This is a genomic window from Kitasatospora sp. NBC_01302 (genome assembly GCF_035976515.1).
In the GTDB taxonomy this organism is placed as follows: Bacteria; Actinomycetota; Actinomycetes; order Streptomycetales; family Streptomycetaceae; genus Kitasatospora.
On record NZ_CP108404.1, the window covers coordinates 8,405,959 to 8,422,101 of the forward strand.

The window sequence follows — 16,143 nt, forward strand, 5'->3', positions numbered from 1 at the left end:
GTAGTCCCGGGGTGGTCCCGCCGGTGCGCGCAGTAGGCTTCCGGTCACTGTGAATGATGGAATTGGCCCTGTGAGCGACCCGATCCGGCACCCCCTCGCCTACGCCCGTCAACTGTGCGGCAACCTCTCGCAGACAGGGCTGGCCGTTCGCATGGACCAGGCCGCCCGTCGGCGCGGGCTTCGCTCCGGCGCGGACAAGCAGGCCATCAGCAAGTGGGAGAACTGGATCAAGGAGCCCAACTCGGACTCCCAACTCCTGATCGCCGAAGCCCTCGACGTCCCGATCGCGGACGTCGAACTACTGGGTTGGCCCTACTGGCTCCCGGGTTGTGACTCCCCGCTGCCCTTGGGCTCCGCGTACACCGTCCAAGCACTTCGAGAGGCCCAGAGAACCGCGATGGACCGCCGTAACTTCATGACCTTCGGCGCTGTCGCGCTGGCCGGCCTCTCGGCGCAGTGGGCCGCGATCGAACCCGAGAGGATCAGTACCGTCCTCGATGGCAGGCGCGTCGATCTGGAACTGGTCGACTGGCTGGAGGAGACCACCGCAAAGCTGACCTCCCTGCCGACCGAACAGCGCCAGCACACGGCGAAGCTGATGGACGCCCACCTGGCCACTGTCACCGACCTCATCGAACCCGGCAACTACACTGAGGCCACCGGCAGGCGGCTGCACCTGCTGGCCGCGTCACTGGCGGGCATCTGTGGCTGGCACCGTTTCGACCAAGGTCGGCACTATGCGGCGGGCAAGCACTGGAACGCCGCGCTGACCAGCGCGCATGCCGCCGGTGACCGTGACCTCGGCGCCGGCGTGCTGTCCGACTTCGCGTACCAGTCCATCTGGCTCGGAGACCCGAAGGCAGCCGTCGAACCACTCAGCCAGGCACTGATCCACACCCGTCACCCCACTGCTCGGTCCCTGCTGTTCCTTCGCCGGGCCCGCGCGCATGCCGCGCTCGGTGAGCGCGCCGCTTGCCACCGCGACCTCTCTGCCGCCGAGACCGAGCTGTTGACCGACGCGGTCGACCCGGCGCCTCGCTGGTGCTCGTGGATGAGCACTGCGGATCTCGCCGTCGACTCCGGCCAATGCCTGCTCGACCTTGGCCGCACAGAGGAGGCTCATGCCCGCATCGACGAAGGCATGCGTCTATTGCCTCGCTCACGTGACAAGACGCGAGGGATTTTCCTGACCTACGAAGCCCGCAGCCTGCTGCGCGCCTGCGAGATCGAGCAGGCCCTCGCCGTCACCACCGAGTCGCTGGACCTCGCTGAGCGTATCGGCGCCGGACGGTGCATCACCCTGGTCCGCGAACTCGCCCCGACCTTCAAGCGGTACCACGGCATCGACGGCGTGCCCGAACTGATCGAACGCCTGCGGGCGGCGTGACATGCCCGCGAACGGGTGAATCGTGGCCCGTGACCGCTTCCTGCGGTGGGATTCCGTTGGGATTCAGGTCGTCCCACCGCCTCAACTCAGGGAGCTGTCATGCGTCTTCGTCATGCCTTGGTCGCCGTCCTCGCGGCCGCCCTCGCCTTGGTCTGCACGTCTCCCGCTCAGGCGGCGACAGGGCTTCTGGTGGTGAACGGGGTTGCCCATGAGAACCCAGGGCGGGGGTGCTATCCGGCGTCGTCTCCGGTCTCCGTCAAGAACTTCACGGATTCGACGGTCCTGGTGCATGCGGCGGCGGATTGCCAGGGGCCGGTGACTGCGGAGGTGGGTCCCGATCAGAGCGTGACGGCGTTCGGCGGGAGCTACTACGTGTTCTGAGCGGCCCCCCGAACCGCCGACTGCCGACTGGTGATGGATCGTCAGTTCCAATGCCACCATCCATGACGCCGCACGAGGGACATCGTGTCTAGCCAGGCATGACCTGGGGCATCGTTCGTGTGCTGCGCTCTGCGAGTCCGCTGGGCGCGAGACCGTTCGAACAAGGAAAGTCCGTCATGCGATTCCGTCAGACCGCTGTCGCCGCTCTCGGCGCCCTCACGCTCCTCATTGCCGTCCCCAGCTCGGCCCACGCCGCCACCGGAGACTTCCTCTACAAGGTCGGACCGGGCGTCCCTGCGGGACTCGCCGATCCCGAGAGCGGCCAATGCATCAACCTGTTCGGGGCCACCGACATCGACCCGGCCTTCGCCCCGGAGAACTTCACCAACTCCACCGCCACGGTCTTCCTGGACTCCAACTGCGACGGCGACGTGTACTACGTGATGAACCCCGGCAAGAGGCTCGGTGACCGCCTCAAGCTCCGCTCGGTCATCTTCTCGTAGCCACAGCGTCATGTGCGGGCCCCGCCGGTCGCCACCGGCGGGGCCTTCGCACGCCCCCGCCTGCCCGCCCCCGACCCCGGCCGCGACGGCGAGCGCCGCGCTCGCCGCAGCCGCTCCCACCACCGTCACCGCCGGCCAGCCGCCGTGTGGCCAGGCCAGTGAACCCGCCAGTGAGCCGACGGCGATGCCGAGGAAGCGCAGCGTGAAGTAGCAGGTGTTCAGCCGGCTGTGCTGGCCGACCGGGAAGGCGGCGAACAGCGCGCTCTGGCAGACCACTTGGTTCCCCCACGTCCCGACGTCGAGCACCACCACCCCCGCCAGCAGCCAGCCGAGCGAGCCGCCGCCCGGCAGCAGCAGCGCCCAGCCCGCCAGCACCACGGCGATCAGGGCGGTGAGCGCGCCGCGTCGGCCGAGGCGGTCGGCGAGGCGGCCGATGGGCGGGGAGGCGAGCGCGCTGGCGGCGGCGACCAGGCCGAGCAGGCCGACCTCGGTGGAGTCGTAGCGGTAGTGCTGGGCGAGCAGGAAGGTCAGCGCGGTCCAGAACGCCCCGAAGGAGGCGCCGACCAGTGCCCCCGAGAGCGTCACCCGGCGGACCACGGCGTGCCCGGTGAACAGGCGCGGCAGCGAGGCCAGCGCGGCCCGGTAGGCGAGGGCGCCCGTGGGCACAGAGGTGGGCAGTGCGCGCCACAGGAGGGCGGTCAGCAGCAGGGTGAGGGCGGCCGAACACCCGTAGACGGCCCGCCAGCCGCACAGCTGCGCCAGCCAGCCGGAGTACGCGCGAGCGGCCAGCACCCCCACCAGCAGGCCACCCTGGATCGTGCCCAGTACCCGTCCTGGCCGCCGCCCGCCCGCGAGCGCGACGGCCAGCGGCGCCACCAGCTGCGGGACGGGGGAGCACAGGCCGAGCGCCAGGCTCGCCGCGACCAGCCAGGGCACGCCCGGTGCCAGCGCGCAGGCGGTGAGCGCGAGCGTGGCGGCCGTGCCGAGCAGCAGGATCAGCCGGCGCCGGTCCCGGCTGTCCCCGGCCGGGACCAGCAGCGCGATGCCGAGCGCGTAGCCGAGCTGGGTGGCCGTCGGCACCGCGCCCAGCAGCGCGGGCGCGCGGTGGAAGTCGTGGGCGGCGGCGGTCAGCAGCGGCTGGTTGAGGTAGACGTTGGCGGCGGTGACCGCGCTGGTGGCGGCCAGCAGCGCGGTGCGAGTGCGAGTGCGAGTGCGGGGACGAGGGCGGGGGCGGTGGTCGGAGGAGAGCGCTGTCACGTGGGACCACGCTAGGGAGCACGCGCTGTGGCATGCTTTCGCGGTTGTGACGTCCACTGTCGAGAGTGCGCCATTCCACCGGAGAGGCGGAGAGGCGGAGAGGCGAAGGGGCGGGGAGAGCGTTGTTCGAGAAGAGCGAGAACCGGGACGACTACCAGCGGGTGCCGCGGCCACTGGCGGCGATGGCGCGTGACCTGCCCGACCGGCACCACATCCCCGACCACCACCACCGCCGCGCCCAGCTGATCTACGGCACCACCGGGGCGATCGCCGTCGACACGGCCCACGGCACCTGGGTGGTGCCCGCCACCCGCGGGGTCTGGGTGCCGGCCGGCGTCACCCATGCGATGAGCTGCATCGGCGCGGTCCGGATGCGCACCCTCTACATCCGGCCCGCGGCGGCGCCGCGGCTGCCGGCGGTGCCGACCGTGGTGGCCGTCTCCCCACTGCTGCGCGAGCTCATCGAGGCGGCGACCCGGATCCCCGTCGAGTACGAGGTCGGCGGGCGCGACGGCGCGGTCATGGACCTGCTGCTGCGCGAACTCGAACCGCGCCCGGTGCCCGCCCTGCACCTGCCGTCCGCGGCCGGCGACGAGCAGCTCGCCCGGCTCTGTGCCGCGATCCACGCCGAGCCGGGCCGGCGCTGGACGACGGCGACGGCCGCCGCGCATGCGCACCTGAGTCCACGCACCCTGCACCGCAGGTTCGGGTCCGCGACCGGGATGACGCTCGCCCACTGGGTGCAGCAGTCCCGCCTGCTGCACGCCGTGACGCTGCTGGCCGGCGATGTGCCGGTCACCGCGGTGGCCGCCCGGCTCGGCTACGCGACGCCGAGCGCCTTCACGGCCATGTTCCGCCGGGCCCTCGGGGTGGCCCCGAGCAGCTACTTCGCCGTGCCCGGCGAATAGGTCCGGCACGGCGAACAGCTCCCGGCGCGGCTCAGTAGACGTCCCGGCTGTAGCGCCGCTCGCCGGTGAGCCGCTTGAGGTAGGCGCCGGCCTCCTGCTCGCTCAGCCCGCCGTGGGTGCAGGCGATGTCGCGCAGCGCCAGGTCGACGTCCTGGGCCATCCGGCGGGCGTCGCCGCAGACGTAGAGGTGGGCGCCGTCCTGGAGCCAGGACCACAGCTGGGCGCCGTGCTCGCGCATCCGGTCCTGGACGTAGACCTTGGCGCGCTGGTCGCGTGAGAAGGCCAGGTCCAGGCGGGTCAGGGTGCCGTGGCGGTGGAGTTCCGCCAGCTCCTCGCGGTAGTAGAAGTCGGTGGCCCGGCGCTGCTCGCCGAAGAAGAGCCAGTTGCCGCCCTGGTGGCCGAGGATCCGGCGCTGCTCCAGGAAGCCCAGGAACGGGGCGATGCCGGTGCCGGGGCCGACCATGACCGCGGGTGTCCGGGAGTCCTCCGGCGGGCGGAAGTTGGGCGAGTGCTGGACGAACAGCGGCACGGGGCTGCCAAGTTCGCCGTCCGCGAGGAAGGTCGAGGCAACTCCCTTGCGCTGCCGTCCGCCTGGCCCCTCGTAGCGCACCACCGAGACGGTCAGTCGGACCTCGTCCGGATTGCTCAGCGGGCTGGAGGCGATGGAGTACCGCCGTGGTTGCAGCCGCTCGAGCCGTTCCGCCCACTCCTGGGCGCCGAGCCGCACCGGGTACGCGGTGAGCAGGTCGACGGCCTGCCGGCCCCAGGCCCATTGCGCCAGGCCGCCCTTGTTGTCCGGGCGGAGCAGCTGCTTGAGTTCGCGGTCGCCGGTGCGCTCGGCGGCCAGCCGCAGCAGCTCGGGGGTGAGCCGGGTGATGTCGAGCCGCTGATGCAGCGCCTGGGCGAACGGCATGGGCGAAAGGCCCGGCAGCAGGACCTCGGCATCCCCGTCCAGACCGGTGACCGACAGCCACTCCGCCACCAGGGAGGGGCAGTTGACGGGCCAGACGCCGAGCGCGTCGCCCGCCTCGTAGGCGAGGGTGCCGCCGCCGAGGTCGAAGGTGAACTGGCGGACCTCCTTGGCCGCGCCGGGCAGGCTGAGCAGCCGGTTGCCGCTGAGCCGGGCGAGGTACGGCTCGGCCTTGCTGGGGCGGGCCGCAGGGGCGGGAACGGCAGGGGCAGCCGGTGCCGCCGGGACGGCCAGGGCGGTGACCACCTGCTCCAGCCACCCGCCGGCCGCCGCCTCGTAGTCCGGCTCGCAGTCGACGCGCGGCAGCATCCGCACGGCGCCGAGTTCGGCGAGCCGCTGGTCGAGTCGGCGGCCGTGGGCGCAGAACGCCGTGTAGCTGGAGTCGCCGAAGGCGAGCACCGCGTAGCGCAGGTCCGCGAAGCGGGCGGCGTCCGCGGCGCTGAGGGCCTGCCAGAAGCCGGCGCCGTTGTCCGGTGCGTCGCCGTCGCCGAAGGTGGAGCTGATCACCAGCAGGTCGGCGCCGGCCGGCACGGCGTCCGGCGCGCAGTCCGCCATGGCGCGGACGGTGGTGGGGTGCCCGGCCTCGGCCAGCCGCCCGCCGACGGTGGCGGCGAACTCCTCGGCGGTGCCGGTCTGCGAGGCCCACAGGACCACGACCTGGCGGGCCCGCGAAGGCGCCGCCGAGGAGTCCGCCCCGGCCCCCGCCTGCGCCCCCGCCACCAGCGCCGGAACCGCCTGCGCCGGAACCGCTGGCCCGGGCACCGCCGCCGAGCGCGAGTAGCGGCCCGCCAGCAGGCCGTCCACCCACAGCGCGTGCGCGGGGTCGAGCGGGGCGGTGGCCGGGAGCACCGGCACCCCGCCGCCGGGCCCGGGCGGAGCGGCGGCGAGTCCGGCGAGGAAGCCGGCCAGGTAGCGCCGCTCGTGGTCGGCGAGCACCGGTGGCGCCGCTCCTGCCACGCCCAGCACCTCCGCCAGGCTCAGCCCGTCCGCCGGCACCTCCACCGGCCCATCCGCCGGCCCCACAACCCCGCCGGCCGCCTCGCCGGTCACCCCGTCATCAACAGCCGCCGAAGCCACCTCCCGCGCGCCGACCCGGCCGAGCGCCACCGCGCACGCCTTGAACTCCGGCTGGAAGGAGATCGGATCCACGGCGTCGTTGGTCACCGCATTGACGCTCAGGTACTCGCCGAACAGGTCGTTCCAGTGGAACGGCGCGAAGCAGTTCCCCGGGCCGACCCGGTCGGTGACCACGGCGGGCAGCACCGCCCGCCCGCGCCGGGAGGCCACCTCCACCTCGTCCCCCTCCGCGATGCCGAGCGCGCCCGCGTCCTCGGGGTGGAGTTCGACGAACGGTCCGGGGTTGAGCCGGTTGAGCCTGGCCACCTTCCCGGTCTTGGTCAGGGTGTGCCACTGGTGCTGCAGTCGCCCGGTGTTGAGGACGAACGGGTAATCGTCGTCCGGGAGTTCGGCGGCGGGCAGGTGCGGCCGGGCGAAGAAGGCGGCGCGTCCGGAGGCGGTCGGGAAGACCAGCCGGGGCCGGCTGCCGTCCGGCCGCTCGACCAGCGGCCGGCTGACGCCGTCGTTGAGGTAGCGGATCGGGTTGCGGTCCGGTCCGTCCACCCGCGCGGCCGGCCACTGCACCGGGCTTTCGCGCAGCCGCGGGTAGTCGACGCCGCGCAGGTCCCAGCCGGTCTTCGGGTTCCAGGCCCGCTTGAGCTCCTCGAACACCTCCTCCGCGCTCGCGTACGTGAAGGCCTGGGCGAACCCGAGCTCGCAGGCGACGGCGGCGATCAGCTGCCAGTCCGGCAGGGCCTGGCCGGGCGGTGTGACGGCACCGGGGACGAGGGTCAGGGTGCGCTCGGAGTTGACCATGACGCCCTCGGCCTCCGCCCAGAGGGTGGCGGGCAGCGCGATGTCGGCGTACGCGTTGGTCTCGGTCTCGGCGAACACGTCCTGGGTGATGACCAGTTCGGCGCTCTTCAGCGCCTGGACCACGGTGCGGCGGTTGGCGACCGAGGCCACCGGATTGGTGCAGATGATCCAGCAGGCCTTGATCCCGCCGGCCGCCATCCGCTCGAACAGCTCGACCGTGCCCCGGCCGGCCTCGGTGCGCAGCGTGCCCTCGGGGATGCCCCACAGCTCCTCGGTGAACCGCCGCTCCTCGTCCACCAGCACCGAGCGCTGCCCGGGCAGGCCGGGGCCCATGTAGCCCATCTCGCGGCCGCCCATCGCGTTGGGCTGGCCGGTCAGCGAGAACGGGCCGCTGCCGGGGCGGCAGATCGCACCGGTGGCCAGGTGCAGGTTGACCAGGGCGTTGGTGTTCCAGGTGCCGTGGGTGGACTGGTTGAGGCCCATCGTCCAGCAGCTCATCCACTCGCCCGCCTCGCCGATCCACTGCGCCGCCCGGCGGATGTCCGCCTCCGGCAGGCCGGTGATCGCGGCGACCGCGGCGGGCGGGTAGCCGGCCAGGAAGTCCGGCAGCTGCTCCCAGCCGTCGGTGTACGCGGCGATGAACTCCGGGTCGGTCCAGCCGCCTTCGACCAGCAGGTGGAGCAGCCCGTTGAGCAGGGCGAGGTCGGTGCCGGGCCGGATCTGCAGGAACAGGTCGGCCTTGTCGGCCGTCGCGGTGCGGCGCGGGTCGACCACGATCAGCTTGGCGCCGGCGGCCTTGACGCGGTCCATCATGCGCAGGAACAGGATCGGGTGGCAGTCGGCCATGTTGGAGCCGATCACCAGGAACGCCTCGGCGTGGTCGAAGTCCCCGTACGAGCCCGGCGGCCCGTCGGCGCCCAGCGACAGCTTGTAGCCGCTGCCCGCACTGGCCATGCAGAGGCGGGAGTTGGACTCGATCTGGTTGGTCCCGAGGAACCCCTTGGCCAGCTTGTTGGCCAGGTACTGCGCCTCCAGCGACATCTGCCCCGAGACGTAGAGGGCGACCGCGTCCGGTCCGTGCTCGTCGAGGATCCGCCGCAGCCGCCGGGCGGCCTCGGCGACCGCCCGGTGCACGTCCAGCGCCACGGGCTCGTCACCGCGGCGCTCGCGGACCAGCGCGGTGGTCAGCCGTCCGGGGGCGGCCAGCAGGTCGGCGTGCGTGGCGCCCTTGGTGCACAGCCGGCCGCGGTTGGCCGGGTGCGCCCGGTCGCCGGCGGCCCTGGCCACCGTCCGCCGTCCCTCGGCGTCCCGGGCGAGGTCCAGCACCATCCCGCAGCCGACCCCGCAGTACGAGCAGACCGTCCGCACCCGCTCGACCGCCGCGGTCGCGGGAGCCGCCCCGGTCGCCGCCGTTGCCCGGGTCACAGCCGCACTCCCTCCACCGCGGGGCACCGACAGCTCCCGCCCCTCCCCGGTCAACCTGCGAACCCCCTGTTGCGCTCGGACGACGAACACCGCCGTGCCATGGTCGCACCCGCCGCACCGGCACCCCGCACGGTTGTGGGGCGGGACTGTCAGTGGGGTCGGTCTGACTGCCGGGCATGACCGTCGACGACGTCGCCCGCCTGCTGCCCGAGCCCGACGCGCTGCGCGACCACTGCCGCGCGCTCGCCGTGCTGGATGCCATTCTGAGCCCCGACTGGGAGGCCCGCCATTACTCCTTCGACTCCCGCTGGTCGCCGACCGAGCAACTGGCGTCGATGCGCAACGGCTCCGGGGACGAGTACTCCATCGTCTTCGCCCCGGCCGGTGTGTACATCCGCGGCTTCGACCACGAGTCGCCGATGAGCCCGTACGCGGCGGACGGCGGGTGGCCGGGGGCCGAGGCGACCCTCGCGGACCTGGCCGAGGACATCGCCGAGATCGGCTACCCGGGCGCCACCACCCGCTGACGGCCCACCGCGTGAGGGGCGGGCCGGAGTGCTGTTCGGGGCGGGGGACTACTGCGCTGGGTGGACGAAAGCGCCGGGGTAGTGCGGAGGTTGACCGCGCGCCCCTCCGGTCGGGGGACGGCGAACTCATCCCGGCGCTCCATGCGCTCGTGCGGGGGCGGCTCGTAGTGTTCCTGACAGATCGCACACAGCACTCCGACCTGGAGGAACCTGACCATGCGAACCATCCGCAGGACCAGCCTTGCCCTGGCCGCGACGGTGTTGGGCCTGGCCGGCGCGGTCGCCGGCGCCGGCACCGCCTCCGCCGCCCCGCAGAGCCCCTTCCTGGCCCAGGGGCGCGCTGCCGGGCTGACCAGCAGTCAGATCAACGGACTGCAGCAGGAGGTGAAGTCCTTCATCGCGAGCTCCGGCGGCACCCAGGTCGCGCTCGACAAGGTCGCCCTGGGCGACGGTGCCGCCGTGGTGCTCACGGTGCCCGGGGAGAGCCGGGTCCGGGACCTGAGCAACGGCCCGTCAGTCAAGTACGGACCGGGCAACTGCGCGGCGGGCAACTTCTGCGCGTACAAGGGCGCCAACTACTCCGGGTACGAATTCACGATGTGGAAGTGTCAGACCTGGGAGCTGCCCGGCAGCGGGTGGGGCAGCGGCGGCTCCTGGTACAACAACCAGACGCCCGGCGTCCGGGCGGTGATGTACGGGAAGTCGATGAACTGGGTCTACACCACCCCGCCGGCCGCCTCCGGCGACCCGCACGGCAACTGGGCGCCGGTCTGGTTCATCAAGAACTGCTGACCCGGTAGCCGAGCCGGCTGACGCCGTCGGCGGCCCCGGAGGGTCCGGGGCCGCCGACGGCCTCCTCGTGTCCGCCTCCGGTCACGGCCTCCCCGTGTCCGCCTCCGGTCACGGCCGCAGGCGGGCGGCCCGGGAGTCCAGGTAGCGCTGCTCGGCGATGCTGGCGGTCGCTCTCGCGGCGCGCCGGTAGTGCTCGTAGGCGCCGGCCCGGTCGCCGGTCTTCTCCAGCAGGTGTGCCCGGACGGACAGCAGCCGGTGGTGCCCGGCCATCCGGGCGTCGCCGTCCAGGGCGGCCAGCAGGGCCAGCCCGGCCTGCGGGCCCTCGGTCTCGGCGAGGGCGATCGCCCGGTTGAGGGTGACCATCGGGTTGGGGGCGATCCGCTCCAGGATCAGGTAGAGGGCGTGCACCTGCGGCCAGTCGGTCTCCTCGGCGGTGGCCGCGTCGGCGTGCGTGGCGGCGATGGCGGCCTGCAACTGGTACGGCCCGAGCGAGGGGCCGGCCAGCGCGGCCCGGACCAGCTCGGTGCCCTCCTCGATCAGCGCGCGGTCCCAGGCCGTCCGGTCCTGCTCGTCCAGCGGCACCAGGTCGCCGGCCGCCGTCGTGCGCGCCTCCCGGCGGGCGTGGGTGAGCAGCATCAGCGCGAGCAGTCCGGTCACCTCGTCGTCCCCGGGCAGCTGCGCGTGCACCATCCGGGTCAGCCGGATCGCCTCGCGCGCGAGGTCGGCGCGGTGCAGCGCGTTGCCCGAGGACGCCGTGTAGCCCTCGTTGAAGATCAGGTAGAGCACCTGCAGGACGACCCGCAGCCGCTCCTCGCGCTCCGCGCCGTCCGGCAGGGCGAAGGTGCTGCCGGACGCCTTGATGCGCTGCTTGGCCCGGCTGATCCGGGCCGCCATGGTGGCCTCCGGCACCAGGAAGGCGCGGGCGATCTCGGCCGTGGTCAGGCCGCCGACCGCCCGCAGCGTCAGGGCGGTCTGGGAGGCGGCGGTCAGCGTCGGATGGCAGCACAGGAACAGCAGGACGAGCGTGTCGTCGGTGTCCGGCACCTCCTCGGGCAGGACCTCGGCGGCCGTCGCCGACTCCCGCTCGCGGCGGGCGTGGTCGCTGCGCAGCTGGTCGATCAGCCGCCGGGAGGCGACGGTCACCAGCCAGCCGCGCGGGTTGTCCGGCACCCCCTCGGCCGGCCACTGCAGGGCGGCGGCGAGGACGGCCTCCTGCACGGCGTCCTCGCACCCCTCGAAGCGGTCGTACCGGCGTACCAGCGTGCCGAGGACCTGCGGCGCGAGCTCACGCAGCAGGTCCTCGAAGCCCAGTGGTGTCATGCCTCCAATGGTCCGTCGCAGAACATCACCTGTCGCACCTCGACCCCCAGCCCCTCGATCGCGCTGTCCGGGATCCGCGCCGCCAGCTCGATCGCCCGCTCCTTGTCCTCGCAGTCGATCAGGTAGAAGCCGCCCAGGTACTCCTTCGCCTCCAGGAAGGGGCCGTCGGTCACCACCGGCTGGCCGTTGCGCACGGTCACCACGGCGGCCTGCGACGGGTCGACCAGCGCCTGCGTGGTGATCAGCTCGCCGGACTCCTTGAGCGCCTCGATGAACGCGCCGTGGCCGGCGCCGACCGCCGCCTTCTCCTCGTCGGTCAGCGCGGCCAGCACTGCGGGATTGATGTGCAGACTGATCAGGAACTTCATCTCGTCCTCCGGTGGTCTCGCGAGCCCGCTCCGGGCCCTTCTGCCGCTTGGTCGGAGCCGCCGCCGGCTTCTTGACGTCCGCAGGCAGGACTTTCGCAGGAATTCTTTCGCCGTTGCCGCGCCACGCGGTGGGAGGCTAGGGTCGGTCGGGTGACTGCCGGGTCGGCCATGGGCCACGCACGAGTGAGGCGCCCGGCCTCGGGGTGAGCCCGGGGCGGGCCAGGGCCCCGCCGCACCCTCTCCACGAATCCTGCTCCGCGCCCGCGCGCGGCGATGTTCGTTCCCGTGGAACCCACGATCCGGAGAGAGCACAGATGTCCCACGACCAGCACGACCAGCACCCGTCCCCGGCCGCCGAGCCGGTCACCGACACCGTCCAGCTCAACCACACCGTCGTCTTCGCCAAGGACCGGCAGCTGTCGGCCGAGTTCCTCGCCGTGATCCTCGGCCTCGCGGTCGGCGCCCCGTTCGGGCCGTTCCTCCCGGTGGACCTGGGCAACGGCGTCACGCTGGACTACTACCAGAAGAGCGACGAGCCGATTCAGTCGCAGCACTATGCGTTCCTGGTGCCCGAGGCGCAGTTCGACACCATGATCGCCCGCCTGGAATCGCTGCGCGTCACCTACTACGCCGACCCGAGCCACACCGAGCCCGGCCGGATCAACCGGCTCTTCGGCGGACGCGGCGCCTACTTCGCCGACCCGGACGGCCACAACATGGAGATCATCACCCGGCCCTACAGCCGGCGCTGACCGAACCGGCCGCCCCGGTGGCCGGCCTTCGGCTGACAGCGGGTCAGAGCGGGCCCGGCGCGACGAGAATCACACCGGTGGCGGGCCGCCAGCGGAGCGAGCGGGCCGCGGGTGGTGCTCCCGGCCGGGCGCGGCGAGGCCGGCGCCCGGCCCCAGGGCCTGTCCGACGTGCATGGTCGGACAGGCCCTGGCGTGCCTCAGGAGCTGGAGGCGCAGTCCCGGCAGATGGGGTGACCGTTCTTGTCCTCCCCGGCGAGCTGGGTGCGGTGGTGGACCAGGAAGCAGGTCATGCAGGTGAACTCGTCCTGCTGCAGCGGGATGACCCGGACGGTGAGTTCCTCACCGGACAGGTCGGCGCCGGGCAGTTCCATGCCCTCGGCGGCATCGGTCTCGTCGATGTCGACCGAGGCGCTGGACTTGTTGTCGCGCCGGCCCTTCAGCTCCTCGATGCTTTCGTCGTTCGAGTCGTCGCTGCTGGTGCGCGGGGCGTCGTAGTCGGTAGCCAAAGCGGTGCCTTCTCGTCAGGTGGGCGGGATCCGGAGAGATGATACGTGCCAGCCTGCCCTGTCAGCGGCGCACCGGCACGGTAGCCGGGGCGCTGTTCGGGTGACGGCCCGGCCCTGGCCCGTCATCGCGCCGTCACCGTCCCGCCGCCGAATCGTCACCACGGCCTGCGCGCCGCCCTGTTGGACCGTGACGCTCCGATCGACGGTCTGCCGTGCCCGGGCGAGGCGGCGGGAAATCTGCTCAGGGCGGCTGGGCCCAAGGGTGACGCGCGGCACTCGGCGCGGCGTCCGACCGAGCGCTCCGCCGTCCCGTCGGCCATCGGCGCCGTCCCATCCGGAAGCGCGCGATCCGGAAATCCCGCGCCAGAAGCCCGCGGCCGGAAGCCCGCGGCCGGAAGCCGCACGGCCGGAAGCCCCGCGGGCGGAAATCGGTGGCGGTCGCGGCCGCGGACGGGCACCGTGGCCGCATGGACATCGAACTCGTTCCGGTCACCGCCGAGGGCAGGCAGGTATTGGCGAACCTGATGCAGCTCTATCTGCACGACTTCTCGGAGCTGGACAACCGGGAGCTCTCCGCGGACGGGACCTTCGGCTACCCGTGGTTCGACGCCTACTTCACCAGCCCGGCCCGCGAACCGTACCTGATCCGGGTGGCCGGTCGGCCGGCGGGCTTCGCGCTGGTCCGTTGCGACGTGGCGGGGGACGAGGGGGCGTGGAACGTCAGCGAGTTCTTCGTGGTGCGCCGGTACCGCCGCCAGGGCGTGGCCGCCACCGCCGCGCGCCTGCTGTTCCAGCGGCACCCGGGACCCTGGACCCTCGCCTACCTCCACCACAACACGGCAGCCGCCCGCCTGTGGCCGGCGCTGGCCGCGGCGGTCGCCGACGGCGCCGTGCGCCACGAGGAGCAGCAGCCGCCGGCCGTGCCGCTCGCGAAGTCCCGCCTGCGCTTCGAGGTGCCCGTCGCCACGGTCTGAGCCCGCTGCCCGGGTCCGCGACCCGAGCCCCGAGCCCCGAGCACGGGGCACGGGGCACGGGTCGGCGGCAGCCGGCTCCGGAGACCCTACTTTCGCCGAGACCCGCTCCTGGGTGAACACTCCTCCATAGACTGGCGGTTGAGGTCACCGAGCAGACTGCGATCCAAGGGATCTGGGGGCAGGGCGGATGCCACAGGACGAACCACGCGAGGACATGGACCCGGCCACCGAACGCGGCAGCCGGGAGGCGCCGCGCCCCGCGACCGTGCACGCCGCCTTCGAGGCGCAGGCGCGCCGGGACCCGCACGCCGTGGCGGTGCGGTGCGGCACCGAGCAGCTCAGCTACGGCGAACTCGACCGCAGGGCCGACCGGTTGGCCGCCGAGCTGCGGCACCTCGGACTGCCGCGCGGTGGCTTGGTGGTGGTGTCGCTGGGGCGCTCGCCGTTGGTCCTGGTCGCGATGCTCGGGGTGCTGAAGGCCGGCGGCGCCTACGTCCCGGTGGAGCCGACCGCGCCCGACCGGCTGCTGCGCCACGTGCTGGCCAGGGCCGAGCCGTTCGTCGTGCTGACCGAGGAGGCGCACCGGGTCCGGCTGGCCGACGCCACCGACCGCCCGCTGCGCCTCCTGGACCGCGAGGCCCAGGCGCAAGCGCTGCCCGGCCCGCGCGCCGCCACGCCCGCGAGCGCCGCAGCAGCCGCCGCCGCCGTGATCGACGCCGCAGTCGACGCCGCCGACCTGGCCTGTGTCTTCTTCACCTCGGGCTCCACCGGCCTGCCAAAGGGTGCGCTGCTGGAGCACCGCAACCTGCTGAGCGCCTTCCACGGCTGGCAGCGGGAGCTGGGGCTGACCCCGGCCGACCGCCATCTGCAGAGCACCACCTTCGAGTTCGACGTGTTCACCGCCGACTGGCTGCGCGCCCTCTGCTCCGGCGGCTCGCTGATCATGTTCGAGCCCAACGTCACCCTGGACCGCACGCCCGACCTGGGCGCGCTCCACCAGCTCCTGACGACCCAGCAGGTCACCGTCGTCGGCATCAGCGCCCGGACGTTCCAGCGGCTCTACGCCCACGTCGGCCGGTTCGGGCTGCGGCTGGGGTCGGTGCGGCTGCTCCTGGTGGGAGCCGAGAAGTGGTACCTGGACCGGCAGTTGGAGGTGCAGCAGTACCTGGGCGAGCAGGTCAGAGTGGTCAACAGCTACGGGACGGCCGAGGCCGGGATCGACAACCTGCACTTCGAACCGGCCGATCTGCCGGGCCCGGTGACCCACCCCGAGCGGGTGTCGCTGATCGGCCGGCCTTATCCGGGGACGGAGGTCATGGTGGTCGACGCGGCCGGCCGGCCCGTCGGCCCCGGGGTGGTGGGGGAGATCCAGCTCGCCGGCGCGGTGGTCGGCCGCGGCTACCTCGGCGAGCCGGCGCTGACCGCGGCGCGGTTCCACCCCGTCGACCTCCGCCCCGGCAGCCCGCTCTGCTACCGGACGGGGGACGCCGGGCGGCTGCGCGAGGACGGCCTGGTGGAGTACCTCGGCCGGCTCGACACCAACGGCGGGGTCGAGGCGGTGGCCGAACTGGCCGAACTCGACGGCGTGTTGCGCTCCCATCCGCTGGTGGCCGAGAGCTGGGCGGCCGACATCGAGCTGATCCCGGTCGAGTCGGCCGAGGCCGGTGCGGCGCAGCGCCCGCTGGTGCGCGTGGGGTACGTGGTGCCGGTCGACCCCGAGGCGCCGTTCGACGCCGAGCAGGTGCGGGCCCACGCGGTCGAGCGGCTGCCCGGCGGCCGGGGACCGGAGGTGGTGGTGCCGCTGCCGGTGCTGCCCCGCACCCGGGCCGGCAAGGTGGATCGCGCTGGCCTGCCGCTGCCGGCCGCCCAGCAGCTCGAAGCCGCGGGCGCCGTGGCTGCCGGGAGTGCCAAGGGGGCCGGGGCGGTTCCGGTGGGTGCGGGACGCAAGGCGGCTGCTGGGGGCAAGGCGGGGGTGCCGCTCGGCAAGACCCGGGCGTCCGCGCTCAAGGGCCGGGCCGTGGGAGCCGGGCCGGCCGGAGCACTGGCGCGCCCGGCTCCGCAAAGGCGGGCGCGGTGGTGGCCGCTGCGCTGGTGGCCGGCCCGGCGACGACCCGGCCCGCCGCCTGCGGACCGCCCGCCCCGCACCCCGTAGCCCCGCACCCGATAGCGCCGCACCCTGTAGCCCTGCTCACCGGCGTGGC

At 73.3% G+C, this 16,143-nt stretch carries 12 protein-coding genes and 1 pseudogene; 8 read left to right on the top strand and 5 right to left on the bottom strand.

What is annotated here, in order from left to right; translation table 11 throughout:
- Positions 1 to 70: 70 nt before the first annotated feature.
- Together OG294_RS36445 and OG294_RS36450 are read left to right on the top strand one after the other, a co-directional pair.
- A complete protein-coding gene (locus OG294_RS36445; protein WP_327070847.1) occupies positions 71 to 1,387 on the top strand; it encodes a helix-turn-helix transcriptional regulator in 1,317 nt (438 codons plus the stop codon).
- Between the two features lie 99 nt (positions 1,388 to 1,486).
- Positions 1,487 to 1,768, top strand: a complete 282-nt coding sequence (locus OG294_RS36450) for a hypothetical protein (protein ID WP_327070848.1) — start codon at positions 1,487 to 1,489, stop codon at positions 1,766 to 1,768.
- Between the two features lie 41 nt (positions 1,769 to 1,809).
- Here the strand turns inward: OG294_RS36450 and OG294_RS36455 are convergent, their stop codons facing one another.
- Positions 1,810 to 3,528, bottom strand: coding sequence for an MFS transporter (locus OG294_RS36455; RefSeq protein WP_327070849.1), 1,719 nt, complete (start codon positions 3,526 to 3,528; stop codon positions 1,810 to 1,812).
- Positions 3,529 to 3,650: 122 nt separating this feature from the next.
- On the opposite strand from OG294_RS36455, the gene OG294_RS36460 reads away from it, so the two are divergent.
- Entirely contained in the window at positions 3,651 to 4,436 is a 786-nt protein-coding gene (locus tag OG294_RS36460) for an AraC family transcriptional regulator (RefSeq protein ID WP_327070850.1), read from the top strand.
- A 31-nt stretch (positions 4,437 to 4,467) separates the two neighbouring features.
- Here the strand turns inward: OG294_RS36460 and OG294_RS36465 are convergent, their stop codons facing one another.
- The gene (locus OG294_RS36465; RefSeq protein ID WP_442789386.1) at positions 4,468 to 8,607 is read right to left on the bottom strand and encodes a molybdopterin-dependent oxidoreductase; all 4,140 of its coding nucleotides are present in this window, start codon (positions 8,605 to 8,607) and stop codon (positions 4,468 to 4,470) included.
- A 272-nt stretch (positions 8,608 to 8,879) separates the two neighbouring features.
- Here OG294_RS36465 and OG294_RS36470 point away from each other — a divergent pair.
- Positions 8,880 to 9,158, top strand: a pseudogene (locus OG294_RS36470) (hypothetical protein); the annotation flags it as partial.
- A 288-nt stretch (positions 9,159 to 9,446) separates the two neighbouring features.
- Positions 9,447 to 10,022, top strand: a complete 576-nt coding sequence (locus OG294_RS36475; protein ID WP_327070853.1) for a hypothetical protein — start codon at positions 9,447 to 9,449, stop codon at positions 10,020 to 10,022.
- A gap of 108 nt (positions 10,023 to 10,130) precedes the next feature.
- On the opposite strand, the gene OG294_RS36480 is transcribed toward OG294_RS36475, so the two are convergent.
- Together OG294_RS36480 and OG294_RS36485 are read right to left on the bottom strand one after the other, a co-directional pair.
- Positions 10,131 to 11,342: an RNA polymerase sigma factor gene (locus tag OG294_RS36480; RefSeq protein WP_327070854.1), complete on the bottom strand. Its 1,212-nt coding sequence runs from the start codon at positions 11,340 to 11,342 to the stop codon at positions 10,131 to 10,133.
- A complete protein-coding gene (locus OG294_RS36485) occupies positions 11,339 to 11,710 on the bottom strand; it encodes a YciI family protein (protein ID WP_327070855.1) in 372 nt (123 codons plus the stop codon). The genes OG294_RS36480 and OG294_RS36485 overlap by 4 nt, the downstream gene beginning before the upstream one ends.
- Positions 11,711 to 12,024: 314 nt before the next feature.
- Between OG294_RS36485 and OG294_RS36490 the strand changes: the two genes are divergently transcribed.
- Entirely contained in the window at positions 12,025 to 12,462 is a 438-nt protein-coding gene (locus OG294_RS36490) for a VOC family protein (protein WP_327070856.1), read from the top strand.
- A gap of 197 nt (positions 12,463 to 12,659) precedes the next feature.
- On the opposite strand, the gene OG294_RS36495 is transcribed toward OG294_RS36490, so the two are convergent.
- Complete coding sequence (locus tag OG294_RS36495) at positions 12,660 to 12,968, bottom strand: DUF4193 domain-containing protein (protein WP_327070857.1); 309 nt, start codon at positions 12,966 to 12,968, stop codon at positions 12,660 to 12,662.
- Positions 12,969 to 13,435: 467 nt separating this feature from the next.
- On the opposite strand from OG294_RS36495, the gene OG294_RS36500 reads away from it, so the two are divergent.
- A complete protein-coding gene (locus OG294_RS36500; protein WP_327070858.1) occupies positions 13,436 to 13,942 on the top strand; it encodes a GNAT family N-acetyltransferase in 507 nt (168 codons plus the stop codon).
- A 187-nt stretch (positions 13,943 to 14,129) separates the two neighbouring features.
- Positions 14,130 to 16,094, top strand: coding sequence for an AMP-binding protein (locus OG294_RS36505; RefSeq protein WP_327070859.1), 1,965 nt, complete (start codon positions 14,130 to 14,132; stop codon positions 16,092 to 16,094).
- Positions 16,095 to 16,143 lie beyond the last annotated feature (49 nt).

Excerpts from the sequence above, each read along its gene's own strand:
- OG294_RS36450 (WP_327070848.1), top strand. The coding sequence starts at position 1,487 with ATGCGTCTTCGTCATGCCTTGGTCGCCGTCCTCGCGGCCGCCCTCGCC.
- OG294_RS36465 (WP_442789386.1), bottom strand. The coding sequence starts at position 8,607 with ATGGTGCTGGACCTCGCCCGGGACGCCGAGGGACGGCGGACGGTGGCC.
- OG294_RS36475 (WP_327070853.1), top strand. The coding sequence starts at position 9,447 with ATGCGAACCATCCGCAGGACCAGCCTTGCCCTGGCCGCGACGGTGTTG.
- OG294_RS36480 (WP_327070854.1), bottom strand. The coding sequence starts at position 11,342 with ATGACACCACTGGGCTTCGAGGACCTGCTGCGTGAGCTCGCGCCGCAG.
- OG294_RS36485 (WP_327070855.1), bottom strand. The coding sequence starts at position 11,710 with ATGAAGTTCCTGATCAGTCTGCACATCAATCCCGCAGTGCTGGCCGCG.
- OG294_RS36490 (WP_327070856.1), top strand. The coding sequence starts at position 12,025 with ATGTCCCACGACCAGCACGACCAGCACCCGTCCCCGGCCGCCGAGCCG.
- OG294_RS36500 (WP_327070858.1), top strand. The coding sequence starts at position 13,436 with ATGGACATCGAACTCGTTCCGGTCACCGCCGAGGGCAGGCAGGTATTG.
- OG294_RS36505 (WP_327070859.1), top strand. The coding sequence starts at position 14,130 with ATGCCACAGGACGAACCACGCGAGGACATGGACCCGGCCACCGAACGC.